The sequence below is a fragment of the Caproiciproducens sp. genome (genome assembly GCF_053840905.1).
The window spans coordinates 321067-338499 of the sequence record NZ_JBNLXQ010000001.1; the positions used below are offsets into that span (position 1 = coordinate 321067).

The 17433-nt window shown below is 51.9% G+C and carries 16 protein-coding genes; 13 read left to right on the plus strand and 3 right to left on the minus strand.

Features of this window, described 5'->3' with window-relative positions:
• Nucleotides 1–9: 9 nt before the first annotated feature.
• Both ACQGQ5_RS01630 and ACQGQ5_RS01635 read right to left on the minus strand, forming a co-directional pair.
• A complete protein-coding gene (locus ACQGQ5_RS01630) occupies nucleotides 10–510 on the minus strand; it encodes a DNA-deoxyinosine glycosylase (protein ID WP_455734874.1) in 501 nt (166 codons plus the stop codon).
• On the minus strand, nucleotides 494–1816 hold the full coding sequence (locus ACQGQ5_RS01635) for a CCA tRNA nucleotidyltransferase (protein WP_455734853.1): 1323 nt from the start codon (nucleotides 1814–1816) through the stop codon (nucleotides 494–496). The genes ACQGQ5_RS01630 and ACQGQ5_RS01635 overlap by 17 nt, the downstream gene beginning before the upstream one ends.
• A gap of 183 nt (nucleotides 1817–1999) precedes the next feature.
• On the opposite strand from ACQGQ5_RS01635, the gene sigG reads away from it, so the two are divergent.
• Together sigG and ACQGQ5_RS01645 are read left to right on the plus strand one after the other, a co-directional pair.
• On the plus strand, nucleotides 2000–2770 hold the full coding sequence (sigG, locus tag ACQGQ5_RS01640) for an RNA polymerase sporulation sigma factor SigG (protein ID WP_444657791.1): 771 nt from the start codon (nucleotides 2000–2002) through the stop codon (nucleotides 2768–2770).
• An 88-nt stretch (nucleotides 2771–2858) separates the two neighbouring features.
• On the plus strand, nucleotides 2859–4988 hold the full coding sequence (locus tag ACQGQ5_RS01645) for a glycosyltransferase family 39 protein (RefSeq protein ID WP_455734854.1): 2130 nt from the start codon (nucleotides 2859–2861) through the stop codon (nucleotides 4986–4988).
• Between the two features lie 72 nt (nucleotides 4989–5060).
• On the opposite strand, the gene ACQGQ5_RS01650 is transcribed toward ACQGQ5_RS01645, so the two are convergent.
• On the minus strand, nucleotides 5061–5591 hold the full coding sequence (locus tag ACQGQ5_RS01650; RefSeq protein ID WP_455734855.1) for an inorganic diphosphatase: 531 nt from the start codon (nucleotides 5589–5591) through the stop codon (nucleotides 5061–5063).
• A gap of 108 nt (nucleotides 5592–5699) precedes the next feature.
• Between ACQGQ5_RS01650 and ACQGQ5_RS01655 the strand changes: the two genes are divergently transcribed.
• From ACQGQ5_RS01655 to ACQGQ5_RS01705, 11 genes are all read left to right on the plus strand, one after another.
• Nucleotides 5700–5990: a YlmC/YmxH family sporulation protein gene (locus tag ACQGQ5_RS01655; protein WP_455734856.1), complete on the plus strand. Its 291-nt coding sequence runs from the start codon at nucleotides 5700–5702 to the stop codon at nucleotides 5988–5990.
• Nucleotides 5991–6132: 142 nt separating this feature from the next.
• Nucleotides 6133–6879 carry a 30S ribosomal protein S2 gene (rpsB, locus tag ACQGQ5_RS01660; RefSeq protein ID WP_455734857.1) on the plus strand — a complete coding sequence of 249 codons (747 nt, stop codon included), beginning with the start codon at nucleotides 6133–6135 and terminating at the stop codon, nucleotides 6877–6879.
• A gap of 55 nt (nucleotides 6880–6934) precedes the next feature.
• Entirely contained in the window at nucleotides 6935–7849 is a 915-nt protein-coding gene (gene tsf / locus ACQGQ5_RS01665) for a translation elongation factor Ts (protein WP_455734858.1), read from the plus strand.
• A gap of 189 nt (nucleotides 7850–8038) precedes the next feature.
• Nucleotides 8039–8752 (plus strand): UMP kinase, encoded by a 714-nt coding sequence (pyrH, locus tag ACQGQ5_RS01670; RefSeq protein ID WP_455734859.1) that lies wholly within the window; start codon nucleotides 8039–8041, stop codon nucleotides 8750–8752.
• Entirely contained in the window at nucleotides 8752–9306 is a 555-nt protein-coding gene (gene frr, locus ACQGQ5_RS01675; protein ID WP_455734860.1) for a ribosome recycling factor, read from the plus strand. Before pyrH ends, frr begins: the two co-directional genes overlap by 1 nt.
• Before the next feature lie 8 nt (nucleotides 9307–9314).
• Nucleotides 9315–10022 (plus strand): isoprenyl transferase, encoded by a 708-nt coding sequence (locus ACQGQ5_RS01680; RefSeq protein ID WP_455734861.1) that lies wholly within the window; start codon nucleotides 9315–9317, stop codon nucleotides 10020–10022.
• Nucleotides 10023–10847 carry a phosphatidate cytidylyltransferase gene (locus ACQGQ5_RS01685; protein ID WP_455734862.1) on the plus strand — a complete coding sequence of 275 codons (825 nt, stop codon included), beginning with the start codon at nucleotides 10023–10025 and terminating at the stop codon, nucleotides 10845–10847. It begins immediately after the preceding gene.
• A 43-nt stretch (nucleotides 10848–10890) separates the two neighbouring features.
• Nucleotides 10891–12042, plus strand: coding sequence for a 1-deoxy-D-xylulose-5-phosphate reductoisomerase (locus ACQGQ5_RS01690; protein ID WP_455734863.1), 1152 nt, complete (start codon nucleotides 10891–10893; stop codon nucleotides 12040–12042).
• A gap of 13 nt (nucleotides 12043–12055) precedes the next feature.
• Entirely contained in the window at nucleotides 12056–13126 is a 1071-nt protein-coding gene (locus ACQGQ5_RS01695) for a M50 family metallopeptidase (RefSeq protein ID WP_455734864.1), read from the plus strand.
• Between the two features lie 2 nt (nucleotides 13127–13128).
• Nucleotides 13129–14172, plus strand: a complete 1044-nt coding sequence (gene ispG, locus ACQGQ5_RS01700; RefSeq protein ID WP_455734865.1) for a flavodoxin-dependent (E)-4-hydroxy-3-methylbut-2-enyl-diphosphate synthase — start codon at nucleotides 13129–13131, stop codon at nucleotides 14170–14172.
• A 14-nt stretch (nucleotides 14173–14186) separates the two neighbouring features.
• Nucleotides 14187–17433 (plus strand): PolC-type DNA polymerase III (locus tag ACQGQ5_RS01705; protein ID WP_455734866.1); only part of this gene is annotated, 3247 nt, incomplete at its 3' end.

Here is a 17433-nt window from a genome sequence, read left to right on the forward strand (position 1 = left end):
ACGCTTTCTTTATTCCAGTGTGTATTTCAGAATCACCCGGTAGGCTTCTCTCAGGCTTTCATAGCTATAGTGCCGGCAGTTGGCCGGGCTTGTCGACGGCAGCGCAATAGCGGAACGTCCCGCGCTTTTTTCACAAAACCTGCGGTAGAGAGCGGCGGCCTTTGTTCCCGTGGTAAATACCGCGCGGATATCGGTTTCCTTTAAGAAACTCCCGATATCGTTTGCGACGGGGTCGCGGATACTGCCGTCGTCCGCCCCGGAGATTTTGCAGCTTTTGAGGACATCCCAGAGCGCAATGCGGTTTCTCAGCAGAAATTCCGTTTTTTCCGCATTGCTTTCCGGAAGCTTCTGGCCGTATAAATCCGATACGATTCGCCAGAACCGGTTCTGCGGGTGGGAGTAGTAAAACCCGTATTCGCGGGATTTCGGCGAAGGGATCGTCCCTAAAATCAATATTCTTGAATTTTCATCATAAACAGGTCCAAAGATATGCTCAACTGTTTCCGTTATGGTATTCTTCCTTTAACTGTAATGCGTATTTCAGAAGCGCTTCCCGCCGGTTTAAGCATTTGCCGTCCATCACCGTGGTTAAAAGAAGGGAAAGAATCCTGCCGATTTCGGTCCCTTCGGGAATGCCGATCGATAATAAATCCGAGCCTTTGATCTGTAAATCCTTCAGAGAGTAGCATAATCCCCGTGTGAAAATGCTTTGGGATATCGCTTCCGCCCTTTTCAGCTCTTCCAGTCCACGGGTGTCGGGCGGGTTTTGCGCCCGCAGATCCGCGTCCCGCACTTTGAAAAGCAAACTCAGCGTTTTTTTGCCGTATTGATGGAGAAGCTTCAGCAGGCTTCTTTCGTCCGCGGGAAGAGGAAGCCGCTGAAGTCCCGTCAGTTCGGAAACAGTTTTCACCGTATCGCCGTCGTACCGGAGGCGCAGAAGGATGGCCTTGACCGATCTGGCGTTTTTGCTGCAGGAACCGTCAAAAGGTTCTTTTTCGTTTCGGCTTTGTTCAGACGGGGTAGTTTGTCCGATATGATAGAAAAGCATGGTCAGCCGTAAAACAGGCGTTGCTTCCACCATTGAAACAGCTTTCAGCGTGTGCTCCCATTCGTCCGATTTGGTCATGAAGCAAAACTCCGGAATGATCTGTTCCAGCACGGCGCGGTATTTTTGAAGCGCCTCGGACGGATTCCCGCAAAGGAGCCTAGTCAGCTCCGACTGAATACGCTCCCGGGCGATTTGTTGGAGCAGCCCGCAATTGGACAGGATGGCGGCCGAGGTGTTCGGCTCCGGAGAAAATCCCAGCACGGAGGAAAAGCGAAGCGCCCGCAGAATTCTGAGCCCGTCCTCCTGAAAACGCAGGCCGGGGGTTCCGACACATCGGATGATTCGGTTTTTCAGGTCATCCATCCCGCCAAAGCAGTCGATTACGCCGTCGGCGTGAGAATAGGCGAGGGCGTTGACGGTAAAATCCCTGCGTGATAAATCCTCCTTTAAGCTGCGGGTAAAGCGGACGCTGTCCGGATGCCGGTTGTCGGAATACTGTCCGTCCACCCGGAAGGTGGTCACTTCCACGGGCCGATGATCGATCAGCACCGTAAGGGTTCCGTGCTGAATTCCGGTTTTTACGCACGGACAGTTGCTGAAAATGCGTTCCGTTTCCTCGGGCGGTGCGGAGGTGGTCACATCCCAGTCGCTCGGCTCCAGCCCGAGGATGAAATCCCGCACACAGCCGCCGACGACATAGGCCTCAAAGCCGGAAGCTGTCAATTTTTGAAGAACCGTTTCAACCTGCGGCGGTATCTGAATTCGCATGGCTCCGCCTCGCTTGCTCTTATTTCCTGTTTTTACAGGATACGGATTGATTATAGTATATACGACTTTATAACGGAAAAGCAATTCCCTTTCCCCATAATATTTTTACCGCCGGCTCCGCATGAATCACCCCGCCCATGGTAATAATGGTAGTAAGTTATTCCATGGAAATGAGGGAACGGCATGCAGTACAATAAAGTCGAAATCTGCGGAGTCAATACTTCGAAATTAAAAGTACTTACCGAAAAGGAAAAAATGCAGCTGTTGCGCCGGGTGAAAGAAGGGGATATGAAAGCCCGCGACGAACTCATTAACGGGAACCTGCGTCTTGTTTTAAGCGTCATTCAGCGCTTTACAAACCGCGGGGAAAATCTTGACGATCTTTTTCAGGTGGGCTGCATCGGCCTGATCAAGGCGATCGACCACTTTGACATCAATCAGGGCGTCCGTTTCAGCACCTATGGGGTGCCTATGATCATCGGAGAAATCCGGCGTTATCTGAGGGATAACAATTCCATACGCGTCAGCCGGTCGCTGCGCGACACCGCGTATAAGGCCATGCAGGCGAAAGAAAGGATGACGGCTGAAAACAGCCGCGAGCCCAGCATCGATGAAATAGCAAAAGAATTGAACCTGCCGCGGGAGGACGTGGTGCTTGCGCTGGAATCCATTGTAGAACCGGTTTCGCTTTTTGAGCCGGTTTTTTCAGACGGCGGCGACACCATTTATGTGATGGATCAGGTGGGCGACAACAACGACGATTCCAACTGGCTGGACGAAATCGCGCTGAAGGAAGCGATCCGCGATTTGAACAGCAGAGAAAAGCGGATTCTTTCCATGCGCTTTTTCCAGGGAAAAACACAGATGGAGGTCGCGTCGGAGATCGGAATCAGTCAGGCGCAGGTTTCCAGGCTGGAAAAGGCCGCGCTGGATAAGATCAAGAAAGACATTTAGCTGTTGTTTCCTTTCCCGTCACGCCGCCTTCACAATCAGCAATTATACTGGGCGCTGTAATAGATTGCAAGGAATCGGAGGACCTTCTATGCAGCACATCATTGTGAAGTTCAGAAAAAAGCCTTATATCCCCGCGCTGATCCTGATTGCGGCGCTGTCGTTTACCTTAAACTTCTACGCGATTTCCAACTATGGAACCGGAAACGAATATTACGCGGCTTGTGTCAAAAGCATGACGCTGAGCTTTCGAAATTTCTTCTTTGTTTCATTTGATCCCGCCGGAATGGTTTCTGTGGATAAGCCCCCGCTCGGCTTGTGGACGCAGGCGATTTCCGTACTTATTTTCGGCTATCACGGCTGGGTCATGATGCTCCCGCAGGCTTTGGCGGGCGCGGCCTCCACCGTGATGATTTACATTTTGACCGCCCGGTATTTCGGTCGGCCCGCCGGGCTTGTTTCGGCCCTGATTTTTGCCATAACCCCGGTCGTCGCCGTCGCGTCGCGCAACAATACGATGGATATGCAGCTGATTTTTGTATTGCTGGCAGCGGCGTGGTTCCTTTTTCGCTCGATCGACAGCGGAAGATGGAAATATCTGTTTCTCGCGGCACTGTTTGTCGGATTGGGCTTCAATATCAAAATGCTGCAGGCATACATGATTTTGCCCGCCGTCGCCCTGACTTATCTGTTTTTTGCAAAGGAAAAAATCGGAAAGCGGATTCTTGCCGGGGTTTTGAGTATGGTCATTGTTCTGGGGGTCTCTTTCGCGTGGGTGCTTGCCGTAGAATTTTACCCCTCTGAAAACCGGCCTTACGTGGACAGCACCAGCAGCAATTCCATGATCGAACTGATTTTTGGCCATAACGGCACGGAAAGGCTGTTTGGACAAAGCATGGGCGGCGGAATGGGAGGCGGCTTTGGACGCTCATTCGACAGGGATGCTTCCGGTTCGGCAACACAGACGAATGATGACGGAAACGGGACGCCTCCCGACGGTTACGGGCAGGGCGTGCCGGACGGCAGCACAAATGGAAGCGGACAGGGAATGCCTGGCGGCAATGCAGATGGGAACGGTCAGGGCACGTCCGACGGTGCCGATGAAAGCGGGCGGAACATGCCTGACGGCGGTGCGGACGGCCGCGGAGACAACCAGAACGACGGCCGCAATATGGGTGCCGGCGGGATGGGCGGCTCTGAAATCGGAAGTGCGTCCCCTCTGCGGCTGTGGACGTCAAATTTATACGGGCAGGGTTCCTGGTTCCTGCTGTTCGCCCTTTGCAGCATGCTGCTCTGCGTGAATAAATGGAACTTCAGAAGAAAAAACGAGCGTCAGGGTGCTTTTGTATTCTGGTCTCTGTGGCTGATTACCATGGCGGTTTTCTTCAGCTTTGCCGGATTCTATCACCGGTATTATCTCTGCATGATGGCGCCCGCCATTGCCGTTCTGAGCGGCGTCGGAATTGTTGCCATCTACAACGGGCTGAAGCACAGACGGGAGAAAAAAACGGAGTATCTCCGTCCCGTGCTCCTGCTGGCCGCGTTCCTTCTCAATCTTGCCCTGCAGATTGTCTGTGTTTTGCGGTATTCCGAACTGAAGACATGGCTGCTTCCCGTTATGCTTGCCGCGGCGGGCATTGGAATCCTCCTGTTCGCCGTTTATTGTGTCAAACATAAGCGCGGCGTTCTCGCGGCTTCCCTCGCGGTGCTTGTCCTGTCCTCAGCGGCAGCTCCTTTTTACTGGGCTCTTACGCCGGTCATGGGCGTAACGAATGCCACAATGCCGTACGCCGGTCCGGAGCTGGTGCAAAGCGGGCAGGGGAACGGAACCGGCATGCCGTCGGGCAACGGAAGCTCGCAGAGCGCCTCTTTGGAAGCTTATCTGGTGAAAAATTATAAAGAAGGCAGCTTCCTTGTTACCGCACAGCGGTCCAGCAGCGTAGCGCAGTTCATCATTGACACCGGGCTGCCCTGCTATGCTTACGGAGGGTTCCTGGGTTCGGACAATTCCCTTACGGTCGATCGGCTGAAAGCGCTTGTCGCTCAGGGCAAAATCACCTACTTCCTGCTGAACGGCAGTTCCGGCGGCTCCGGCTCCGATATCGAGTCTTATGTAAAAGAAAACGCGGTGCTGGTGGACTCCGGCGAATACAGCTCCAATACAAGCAATGTCGGCCAAATGGGCGGCCAGGGCGGCATCCTGTATCTGTTTCAGTCATAACGGTTTTCTTTGATCGGCTGCGGCGCAAAAAATCCCCTGTGAATTTCACAGGGGATTTTGGATCAGCGGGAATTATTTGCAAAATTTCTCAACGTAGCTGTCAATGGAGTTCTGGATGATTTCTTTTGCGTCCGCGGGTCCTTTGACTTCGTCGATCGCCGTGACTTTTCCTTCCAGCTGTTTGTAAACGGAAAAGAAATGGGACATTTCGTCAAAAATATGTTTCGGCAGCTCCTTAATGTCACGATAGCCGTTATAGGTGGGGTCGTTAAACGGAATCGCGATGATTTTCTCGTCTTTCATCCCGTTGTCCACCATAATAATCACGCCGATGGCATAACACCGCACCAGGGAAAGCGGACGGATATCCTCGGAACAGAGGACAAGTACGTCAAGAGGGTCGTTATCGCTGGCGTAAGTACGGGGAATAAAGCCGTAGTTCGCGGGATAATGAGTGGAAGTATAAAGAATCCGGTCCATCAGCAGCAAACCGGTTTCCTTATCGAGCTCATATTTGATTTTACAGCCCTTTGGAATTTCTATGACGGCACAAAAGTCTTCAGTCTTAATTCTTTTCGGTGAGATATCATGCCAAATATTCATAATAGCCTCCTGATTTTTTCTCGAATAATTATACCATTTTCTTTTTGATTAATCAATTAATTAATTATATAACAAAGTTCGGCATATATCTGTAGGGGAGGTGGAAGCGTGACTTGCCGGATCATTGATATGCGCCATAAAGAAGTGATCAATGTAAAGGACGGGACCCGGATAGGATGTGTCTGTGATGTGGAGATAGACACCGCGGACGCCAGAGTAATTGCCATTGTAATTTACGGCCGCCTGCGCTGCTTCGGGCTGCTGGGCAGGGAGGACGATATTATTATTAAATGGCAGGATATTCAGGTGATAGGGGACGATACTATTTTGGTGACGTATAATAACTATTGCCGAACGAAAAAAAGAGGGCGCGGGTTTGGCGGATTCTTTGGCAACTGAAAAAGTCTTGAATTTTATTCTTTTATATGCTATAATATCCGCGCAATAAAAAACACACGTCTCTGCTATGACGATTTGGTGCCCGGCTTCCGGGTGTTGCGTCTGTTAAAGCGGGACGGAGGAAAAACCAAGGAGGATTATTATGTCAGTAGTATCAATGAAACAACTTTTGGAGGCCGGCGTTCACTTCGGTCACCAGACCAGAAGATGGAACCCGAAAATGGCGCCGTATATCTTTACGGAACGCAACGGCATCTACATCATCGACCTGCAGAAAACCGTCAAGAAGCTGGAGGACGCTTACAATTTCGTCCGCAGCCTTTCCGCTGAAGGCAAATCCGTACTGTTTGTCGGCACCAAAAAGCAGGCTCAGGATTCCGTGAGGGACGAAGCGGAACGCGCGGGCGCTTATTTTGTCAACGCGCGCTGGCTGGGCGGCATGCTGACCAACTTCCGTACGATCCGCCGCAGGATCGACCGTTTGAACCAGCTCAAGGCCATGGAAGAAGACGGTACCTTTGATCTTCTGCCGAAAAAAGAAGTCATCAAGCTTCGCCTTGAGATCGAAAAGCTCGAGAAATTCCTGGGCGGCATCAAGGATATGAAACAAATCCCCGGCGCACTGTTTATCGTTGACCCGCGCAAAGAGAGGATCGCCGTGGCGGAAGCCAAAAAGCTCGGCATCCCGATTGTCGCGATTGTCGACACCAACTGTGACCCGGATGAAATCGATTATGTGATTCCCGGCAACGACGACGCGATCCGTGCCGTCAAGCTGATTTCCGCAACCGTCGCGAACGCAATCGTTGAAGGCAAGGAAGGCCAGATGGGCGCCGCTGCCGCTGAAGCGGAAGAAGAAAAAGTGAATGAAGCGGAAGCCGCGGAATAATCGGTGATATGCGCAAATAATAAATAAAACGAATATTAAGAGCGGAGGAAATAGAATGGCTTTTACAGCTAAAGATGTTGCGGCGCTTCGTGAGAAGACCGGCTGCGGGATGATGGACTGCAAAAAAGCACTGGAAGCATCCAGCGGAAATATGGATGCCGCGATCGACTTTTTGAGAGAGAAGGGCCTTGCGGCCGCTACGAAAAAGGCGGGCCGTATTGCAGCCGAGGGCGTTGCTTTTGCGTGCCTGAATGAGGAAGGAACCGTCGGTGTGGACATCGAGGTCAACGCCGAGACCGACTTTGTTGCGAAGAACGCGGATTTCCAGCACTTCGTAAAGGTCTGTGCGGATACGGTGATCGAGTCCAATCCCGCCGATGTGGAGGCTTTGCTTCAGTGCAAGGCAAGCGGCTCGGATCAGACGGTCGACGCGATGCTCAAGGATAAAATCCTGACCATCGGCGAGAACATCAAGATCCGCCGTTTCAAGCGTTTTGAAGGCGTAGTTGCGCCCTATATCCATGCGGCCGGAAAAATCGGCGTTCTTGTTAAATTCGATACTTCCGCGGAAATTGCGGCCAAGGAAGAGTTTAAGGAGTACGCGAAGAATATCGCCATGCAGATTGCGGCCATCAGCCCGCAGTACCTCGATCAGAAATCGGTTCCCGCCGATGTTGTTGAACATGAGAAGACGATTCTGAAAGAGCAGATTATCAACGATGGCAAACCTGCTGCAATTGCCGATAAGATTGTTACCGGAAGACTTGGGAAGTTCTTTAAGGAAATCTGCCTTTTGGATCAGGCCTATGTCAAAGACGGCGATCTTTCCGTGCAGCAGTACACGGAGGCTACCGCAAAAGAGCTTGGCGGCTCCATTTCAATTGTGGATTATGTCCGTTTTGAAAAGGGCGAAGGCATTGAAAAGCGCGAAGATAATTTTGCAGAAGAAATCGCCAGCATGGTTAAGTAAGAATTCACTGAGGAATAGCGCAGGAAAACAATCCTGCGCTATTTTTATGCCTTCCTACTGTTACCGCTTTCGGAGAAATGTTTCTAAATTATAAAACTTGACAATAATAACTATATTTAGTTATGAAAGCCTTTACTTTACACAATGCTTATTGTAGAATAATATAAAATGAAAACAGGGGTGTTTTATTTGCAACCTAAATATAACAGAATTCTTCTCAAGCTGAGCGGCGAATCTCTCGCGGGCAGCGAGACCCACGGAATTGATTTTGATACGGTGCTGAAAATCTGCGGACCGATCAAAAAATGTGCGGATATGGGGGTTCAGATCGGAATCGTTGTTGGCGGCGGCAATTTCTGGCGCGGCCGCAGCAGCGGAAAAATGGACAGGACCCGCGCGGATCATATGGGGATGCTCGCCACCACCATCAACGCCCTGGGCGTTGCCGACGCGCTGGAGCAGCTTGGGGTTCAGGTCCGTGTGCAGACCGCGATCGCGATGCAGCAGATTGCCGAACCGTACATCCGCAACCGCGCCGTGCGGCATCTGGAAAAGGGAAGAGTCGTTGTATTTGGCTGCGGTACCGGAAACCCGTTCTTCTCAACCGACACGGCGGCGGCGCTGCGGGCAGCCGAAATTGACGCGGACATTATTTTAAAAGCCACCATGGTTGACGGCGTTTATGACAGCGACCCCAAAAAGAATCCGGACGCCGTAAAATTTGACACCCTGTCCTTTATGGACGTACTCAACCGGAACCTGCAGGTGATGGACAGCACGGCTGCTTCCCTGTGCAAAGATAATAAGATTCCGATTCTTGTTTTCAGCATCGGCAAGCCGGATAATATTATCAAAGCCGTTTGCGGGGAACCGATCGGAACACTTGTGAAGGAGGACTTATGATGAAAGAAGTATTGGAACGCGCAGAGGACCACATGAAGAAATGTGTCAGCGCTCTGTCGGATGATTTTGCGTCCATCCGGGCGGGCAGGGCGAACCCGGCGGTGCTGGATAAAGTAAAAGTCGATTATTACGGCACGCCGACCGCCATTAACCAGCTTGCGGCGGTGGCGGTAAGCGAAGCGCGGATTCTGACCATTCAGCCCTGGGATATTTCCGTATGCCGCGCCATTGAAAAGGCCATACAGACCTCGGACATCGGCATCAATCCCCAGAGCGACGGCAAGGTCATCCGGATCACTTTTCCCCCGCTTACGGAGGAAAGACGCCGCGACCTGGTGAAGGAAATCAGCAAAATGGCCGAGGAGCGCAAGATCGCGATCCGCAATATGCGCCGTGACGCGATGGAAAAGCTCAAAGGCATGAAGAAAAATTCAGAGCTTACGGAAGACGAGCTGAAGCAGGCGGAAAAGAAAACGCAGGATTTAACCGATAAATATTGCAAACAGGTAGACGGCGTATTTGAAAAAAAGCAAAAGGAAATTATGGAAATATAGGTAAGGAAATGGAACAACAGTATCTTCCAAAGCATCTGGGGATCATTATGGACGGAAATGGCCGGTGGGCGAAAAAGCGCGGGCTCCCGCGTTCCGCCGGCCATACCGTAGGAGCGGCTGTCTTCAAGACAATCACGCGCTACTGCAGTTCGATTGGAATTGAGTATCTTACGGTATATGCTTTTTCAACGGAGAACTGGCGGCGTCCAAAAGAGGAAATCGGGGCTTTAATGAAGCTGTTCAAGCAGTATCTTGAAGATGCTCTGCGTGATTTTTTAAATGAGAACATAAAAGTACGTTTTATCGGGGACGTATCGGCTTTTCCGCCGGAGCTGCAGAAACTGATTCGGGAAACGGAGAAGGTTTCGGAAGAGCGCACCGGCATGGTCCTGAACATTGCCATGAATTACGGCGGCCGCGCGGAAATCGTACACGCGGCCAGAATGCTTGCCGAGGATGTGCAAAAAGGAAAGCTGTCCCCCGAGCAGATCAGTGAAGCTGCCGTCGCCGAACGGCTCTATACCGGCGGACAACCCGACCCGGATCTGATTATCCGGCCGAGCGGGGAAAGCCGTATCTCAAATTTTTTACTCTGGCAGTCGGCTTACGCCGAATACGTTGTAATGGATATTTTGTGGCCTGACTTTAAGCCAAGGGATTTAGATCGCGCGTTAAACGAATACGCGAGCCGCAACAGGCGCTTTGGAGGGGTTTAATTGAGAGAAAGGGTTGCTTCAGGAGTATCTCTTGTCCTTTTTTTGGCCGCGATTGTAGTATTTAACAGCACCGTTCCGGCAGCTTTGAACATTGCGATTGCTTTGATTTCCGTTTTTGCCGTTTTTGAAATTATTTCCGCTCTGGGATTGTCCAAAAATTTTGTCCTGCTTATCCCCAGCCTGGTCTTTTCCGCGGTAATTCCGCTGATACAGGTTGATATGCTGCAACAGACTGCGTATTTTCTCTATACGGTCGTTATATTCGGAGCGTTGATCCTGTACCATCAGGTAATCACCTTCCGTGAGGTGGGCGTCATTTACAGTATGTCGCTGATGATCCCGACGGCCCTTGAAACACTGATCAGCCTGCGCAATTTTGGCGGGAAGCACGGCATGTTTTATGTGATGATTGCAATTTTTTCCGCCTGGATAGCGGATACCGGGGCGTTTTTTGCCGGCAGCCTTTGGGGAAAACATAAATTGTGTCCGAATATCAGCCCGAAAAAGACGGTGGAGGGCGTTATCGGCGGCTTTGTTCTGAATATTGTCGCCATGATCGTTTTCGGATATATCTTCCACGCGGTTTACTACGCTTACAGCGTGGAAATATCGTACCTGACGCTGGTGGTCATCGGATTTTTCGGAACGATTATGTCCGTTCTGGGCGACCTCAGCTTTTCGCTGATCAAGCGCAGCTGCCATATCAAGGACTTTGGGGAAATCATTCCGGGGCACGGCGGGATTCTGGACCGCTTTGACAGCGTGATTTTTGAAGCGCCGTTTGTGTATTTGCTTGTCCAGTTTTTGCCGCTTGTCTTTCAATAAATATATGCTTAGATGCAATAAAACTGCAAAATGGTGAATAATAATGAGAAGATGTCTTTCAATTCTTGGTTCGACCGGCTCCATCGGCACGCAGGCGCTTGACGTTGTACGCGGTTTGAACGTAAAGGTATGCGCTTTGGCAGCCAATGCCAATACGGCGCTTTTAGAGGAACAGATCAGGGAATTCAAACCCGAGTTGGCTGCGGTGTTTGATGAGTCCGCGGCGAAAAAACTGAAAATTGCCGTGGCGGACACTCCTGTCCGGGTTGTGACCGGTATGGACGGCCTGTGCGAGGCCGCAGCGATGGAAAGCGCCGATTTGATCCTGAATTCCGTCGTAGGAATGGTTGGGCTGGTGCCCACCCTGACCGCGATCGGAGCGGGAAAAGACGTTGCGCTCGCCAACAAGGAAACGCTGGTCGCCGGGGGCTCCCTTGTGATGGAGGCGGCCAAAAAGAATTCGGCAAAAATCTTTCCGGTGGACAGCGAGCATTCGGCCGTATTTCAATGTTTGCAGGGCTGCCCGGAGAAAAAAGCGCTCAAGCGCATCCTCCTTACGGCTTCCGGCGGGCCGTTTTTCGGGAAAAACAGGGATCAGCTGATTCATGTAACGCCGCAGCAGGCGCTCAGGCATCCGAACTGGAACATGGGCGCCAAGGTTACGATCGACTCCGCTACCATGATGAATAAAGGATTGGAAATTATAGAAGCGTCCTGGCTGTTCGATCTGCCGGCCTCCAAAATTTCCGTGGTCGTCCATCGGGAAAGCGTCGTTCATTCCATGATTGAATATGAAGATCATTCCGTCATCGCGCAGCTGGGGCTGCCGGACATGAGAATTCCCATTCAGTATGCAATTACCTGGCCGCAGAGGCTTCCTTCGCCGGTTGCGCAGCTGAGCTTGACGGATTACGGTAAATTGACCTTTTTTGAGCCCGATTTCCAGACTTTCTCCTGCCTTGACACGTGTAAGAAAGCAATTGAGCGCGGCGGGCTTGCCCCCGCGGCGGCAAACGGAGCAAATGAGGTCGCGGTAAAGCTGTTTCTGGACGGCCGGATTTCTTTTCTCCGGATTGGGGAACTGGTCCGCAGTGCGATGGAAAATCAGCCGGATGTTCAAACGGTTTCGTCCGTTGACGATATTTTGAATGCCGACCGCAATGCGCGGGATTATGTTTTCGGCGCGGTCGGCTGACGATGAGGTGATCATGATTACGAAAGCAATATTGGTGATTATAGCGATTCTTCTTTTCAGCTTTATTATTTTTATCCACGAATTCGGACATTTTTTCACGGCGAAGCTTTCCGGAGTTCGTGTCAATGAATTTGCCATCGGCATGGGGCCGAAGCTGTTTCATTTTACAAGGGGGGAAACGGAGTATTCCCTGCGCGCGTTTCCGATCGGCGGCTTCTGCGCGATGGAAGGCGAAGATGAGGACAGCCCGGACGACCGTGCCTTTAACAACAGGCCGGTTTGGAAACGGATGCTGGTGGTTGTGATGGGCGCCGTGATGAATATTATCCTGGGCCTCGTCATTATGATGATTCTTTTAGGCCAGCAGCCTGCGTTTTCTTCGACGACCATCTCGAAATTTACCGATCAGTCGGCCCTGCAGGCGGCCGGGTTTCAGGTTGGCGATGTTTTTAAAAGCATCAACGGCTATAAAATAAACGGGGACCGCGATTTGAGTTTTGCTCTCGCCATGGCGGACCCGATGAAAACGGATATTCAGGTTTCCCACGGCGGAAAGCTGCTGAACTTTGATGATATACGGTTTAATACAAAGGAATCGGACGGGAAGCAAATCCTTGCCCTTGACTTTTATGTGCAGCCGATTGAAAAAAATCCCGGCACCCTGATTGTCAAATCCGCGCAGGACACGGTTTCCACCGTTCGAATGGTCTGGTACAGTCTGGTCGGGCTTGTCACGGGAAAATTCGGATTCAATGATGTCGCGGGCCCCGTCGGCACGGCGAACGCCATAGGGCAGGCGGCCTCGATCGGTCTGCAGCAGAATTTTATCGCCGCCCTGAACAATATTCTGATGATGATGATGGTCATTACCGTCAACCTTGGCGTCGTGAATCTGCTTCCGCTGCCGGCGCTGGACGGTGGCAGGCTGCTGTTCCTGATCGTGGAAGCGATTTTCCGCAAGCCAATCAACCCGAAATACGAGGGCTGGGTAAACACGGCCGGCTTCTGCCTGCTGATGGGTCTGATGGTGATTATTACTTTCAACGATATTATCAGGCTGATTACTGGCAAGGGGTTGGGTTGATCATGCGAAAATCAAGGACGGTTCATGCCGGGAAGGTGACGATTGGCGGCGGTTCCAAAATATCCGTGCAATCCATGCTCAACATTCCTTCCACGGATATCGACGGCAGTGTCCGTCAGGCGGTGGAACTGGAGCAGGCCGGGTGCGATATCATCCGTGCCGCGATTCCGAGCAGGGACGCCATTCCGCTGATTCCGGCGATCAAAAACGCCGTACAGGTTCCGCTTGTCGCGGATATTCATTTTGACTATCACCTGGCGCTGGAAGCGGTGGAGGCGGGAATTGACAAAATCAGGATCAATCCCGGCAATATCGGCTCCGACGACCATGTCAAGGCGGTGGCGGACGCATGCCGCCGAAAAAATATCCCCATCCGGATCGGAGTGAATTCCGGTTCGCTGGAAAAGGAAATTCTGGAAAAATACGGCAGCCCAACGCCGCAGGCGCTTGTGGAAAGCGCGCTGTATCACGCTTCGCTGCTGGAAAAATATGATTTTCACGATATTGTCCTATCGATTAAATCCTCCGATGTGAACAAAATGATCCAGGCCTATGAGCTGGCGGCGCAAAGCTGCGACTACCCGCTGCATCTGGGCGTGACAGAGGCCGGGACCGAGCGGATGGGCCTGATCAAATCCGCGATCGGAATCGGTTCTCTTCTGCAGCGCGGGATAGGGGATACCATCCGTGTTTCCCTGACGGCCGACCCGGTAAAGGAGGTCGCCGCCGGTTTTGATATTTTGCGGGCGCTTGATCTGAACACGGAGGGAATCCAATTCGTTTCCTGCCCGACCTGCGGCAGAACGCGGATCGACCTGATCCGCCTTGCGAACGAGGCCGAGCGGCGCCTTGCGGGATGCAAAAAGAATCTGAAGGTCGCGGTTATGGGCTGTGCGGTAAACGGCCCCGGAGAAGCCCGCGAGGCCGATATCGGCATTGCCGGAGGAGACGGGGTGGGCCTTCTGTTCAAGAAGGGCCGGATTATCCGCAAGGTTCCGGAGGATCAGCTTTTGGACTGCTTAATGCAGGAGATAGATCAGATGTAAAGGACGGAATTCCATTGAAAACTTTTGGTGAATTTTTTGGTGCATACATAGAAGCTTCACGACTGCCGTCTCCCGTGTGCAACGGAAGCATTTCTTCATTACAAATCGATACAAATAACAGAATCATTACTGCTGACGTGGCGTTTCCATCTTTGGTGGAGCGCCGCGTGCTTTATGATGTGGAAAAGCAAATTTCCGCCTGTAAAGAACTGAACCTTGCCAAAGCCTGCATCTTTCCATCCTTCCCGTCAGAGACCTTCAGCGTTGACTATTACCCCAGTCTGGTGATGGAACTGAAGCGCCGGGAAGCCAGTATCAACGGGACTCTGACGGATTCCTCCGCAAGGGTCGAAAACGGAAAGCTGATCATCTCCCTGACGCACGGCGGAAGGGATTTGCTGGTTTCGCGTCATATTGACCGCCTGATTTCCAGGCTGATTCACGAGGAATTCGGCATCAGCCTGACGGTGGAATTCGACGGACTTCTGACGGTAGACAGCGAGAATCCGGTCTATATTGAAAAGAAAAAGAAGCGGCAGGAAACGCTGAAACGCGAAGCGGTTGTGGAGCAGGTGGAAGCCTACGAAACAAATCTCAATCATGTAAAAGCGCCCAGGACAATTCAGGTGCGCTCGGGCGAAACGCTGCTCCCCTGCATGATACCGGAAACTGCCCGCGAACTGTACGGGCACGCGACGAAAGCAAAGCCGGTTCCGATTAATAAGGTAACTCCGGATATTGGGAGCGTAACGATTTGGGGCGAGATTTTTCAGATTGAAGAAAAGATTACAAGGGATCAGCAGAGAAAAATCATCACGATCAATATCACGGACTATACCAGTTCCATGACGCTGAAAATTATTGAGATGGTTTCCCAATGCAAGGCGTTGGACACGCTGTCGAAGGGCATGTCGGTCATCGCCCGCGGCGATGTGGAATACGATAAATACGACCATGAAATCGTCCTGCGCGCCAAAAGCATCAGCACGGTCCAACAGCTGAAAGTGACGGATAAAGCCGATGTCAAGCGGGTGGAACTGCATTTACATACCAATATGTCCAGCATGGACGGCGTGAATTCCGCCGGAGACCTGATCAAGCGCGCCGCTCAGTGGGGGCAGAGCGCCATTGCCATTACCGACCACGGTGTGGCTCAGGCTTTTCCGGACGCTATGAACGCGGTGAACGACCTGAAAAAGAAAGATATCCATATCAAGGTCATTTATGGGGTGGAAGCCTATTTTGTCAATGATCTTGTACAGGCTGTCAAAGGGGAATCCTCTAAAACGCTGGATGACGAATTCATCTCATTCGATATCGAAACTACGGGCCTGAGCCCGAACAAGGACAAAATTACCGAAATCGGTGCGGTCAGGATCAAAAACGGCGAGATTATAGAAAGCTTCGATACCTTCGTCAATCCGCAAATCCCGATTCCGGCGAAAATAACGGAGCTGACCGGGATTACGGACTCCATGGTAAAAGACGCGCCGCTGGAAAAGGAAGCCATTCAGGCGTTTTATGATTTCTGCGGCAAAGACGCCGTTCTGATCGCCCACAACGCCGAGTTCGACACCTCGTTTATCCGGATCGCGGCGCAGCGCAGCGGAATGGATTTTTCCTACCCGTACATCGATACCGTTCCCATGTGCCGCTCCATGCTGAAGGATATCAAGAACTGCAAACTGGACACGGTCGCCAAATACTTAAAGCTCGACCCGTTCAACCATCACCGAGCAAGCGACGACGCAACGGTACTGGGCAAGATCTTTATGGCGCTGTTAACGCGTCTGAAGGAAGACACCGGCGCGCAGTCGGTGATGGATATCAACTCCTCTCTGGCCGGCGGAGACCCTAAAAAAATGAAATCCTACCATCAGATCATTCTGGTCAAAAATAAAACGGGTCTGAAAAATCTGTACAAGCTGATTTCCAAGTCCCATCTGGACTACTTTTACAGAAACCCGCGTATCCCCAAAAGCGAACTGATCAAACACAGGGAAGGTCTGATTGTCGGCAGCGCATGTGAAGCTGGAGAACTTTACAGAGCGGTTTTCAACGCGCAGCCTTGGGAAACTCTGTGTGAAATCGCGAGTTTCTACGATTATCTTGAAATTCAGCCGATTGGGAACAATCTTTTTATGGTCCGCGAGGGCCTTGTCCCCGACGAGGAAAAGCTGAGAGAATTCAACCGGACGATCGTAAAGCTCGGAGAGCATCTCCATAAGCCGGTGGTCGCGACGTGCGACGTTCACTTTATGGACCCGAAGGACGGCGATTACCGCAGAATCCTGATGGCCGGTCAGGGATACAAGGATACCGACGAGCAGGCTCCGCTCTACATGCGCACCACCGCGGAAATGCTGGCGGAATTCGCTTATCTCGGTAAGGAAAAAGCGTATGAAGTCGTGGTGAAAAACACAAACCTGATCGCGGAGATGACGGAGGAAATCCGCCCGATTCCCGAGGGAACCTATCCGCCCTTTATCGAGGGTGCCGAGGAACAGCTGACCAGTATCACATGGACAAGGGCGAAAGAGGTCTACGGTGACCCGCTGCCGGATATCGTGAAAAAGCGTCTCGACCGTGAACTGGGTTCCATCACGAAGCACGGCTTCTCCATCCTTTATATGACCGCGCAGAAGCTGGTCGCGGACTCGGAAGCGCACGGTTATCTGGTTGGCTCCCGTGGTTCCGTCGGATCCTCGTTTGTGGCGAATATGTCCGGTATTTCCGAGGTAAACCCGCTGGAGCCGCATTATGTCTGCCCCAACTGCAAGCACAGCGAATTCATCACCGACGGCAGCTATGGCAGCGGGTTCGACCTGCCGCCGAAAAATTGCCCTGTCTGCGGCACGGAATACAACCGCGACGGGCATACGATTCCGTTTGAGACCTTCCTGGGCTTTGACGGCGACAAGACGCCGGATATCGACCTGAACTTTTCCGGCGAATACCAGACCAGCGCACACCGCTACACAGAAACGCTGTTCGGCAAGGATAACGTCTTTAAGGCCGGAACCATCGCAACCGTAGCGGATAAAACCGCAATCGGCTTCGTAAAAAAATATACGGAGGAAAAGGGGATGGTGATGCACCGTGCGGAGGAACAGCGTCTGGCGATCGGCTGCACCGGGATCAAGCGCACGACCGGCCAGCATCCTGGGGGCATGGTCGTCGTGCCGAAGGGCATGGAGATTTACGATTTCTGCCCGGTGCAGCATCCGGCGAACGATCAGAAATCGGATAATATCACCACCC

Excerpts from the sequence above, each read along its gene's own strand:
- ACQGQ5_RS01650 (WP_455734855.1), bottom strand. The coding sequence starts at position 5,591 with ATGAATATTTGGCATGATATCTCACCGAAAAGAATTAAGACTGAAGAC.
- tsf (WP_455734858.1), top strand. The coding sequence starts at position 6,935 with ATGGCTTTTACAGCTAAAGATGTTGCGGCGCTTCGTGAGAAGACCGGC.
- sigG (WP_444657791.1), top strand. The coding sequence starts at position 2,000 with ATGCAGTACAATAAAGTCGAAATCTGCGGAGTCAATACTTCGAAATTA.
- ACQGQ5_RS01680 (WP_455734861.1), top strand. The coding sequence starts at position 9,315 with ATGGAACAACAGTATCTTCCAAAGCATCTGGGGATCATTATGGACGGA.
- ACQGQ5_RS01690 (WP_455734863.1), top strand. The coding sequence starts at position 10,891 with ATGAGAAGATGTCTTTCAATTCTTGGTTCGACCGGCTCCATCGGCACG.
- rpsB (WP_455734857.1), top strand. The coding sequence starts at position 6,133 with ATGTCAGTAGTATCAATGAAACAACTTTTGGAGGCCGGCGTTCACTTC.
- ispG (WP_455734865.1), top strand. The coding sequence starts at position 13,129 with ATGCGAAAATCAAGGACGGTTCATGCCGGGAAGGTGACGATTGGCGGC.
- ACQGQ5_RS01635 (WP_455734853.1), bottom strand. The coding sequence starts at position 1,816 with ATGCGAATTCAGATACCGCCGCAGGTTGAAACGGTTCTTCAAAAATTG.
- ACQGQ5_RS01645 (WP_455734854.1), top strand. The coding sequence starts at position 2,859 with ATGCAGCACATCATTGTGAAGTTCAGAAAAAAGCCTTATATCCCCGCG.
- ACQGQ5_RS01695 (WP_455734864.1), top strand. The coding sequence starts at position 12,056 with ATGATTACGAAAGCAATATTGGTGATTATAGCGATTCTTCTTTTCAGC.
- frr (WP_455734860.1), top strand. The coding sequence starts at position 8,752 with ATGAAAGAAGTATTGGAACGCGCAGAGGACCACATGAAGAAATGTGTC.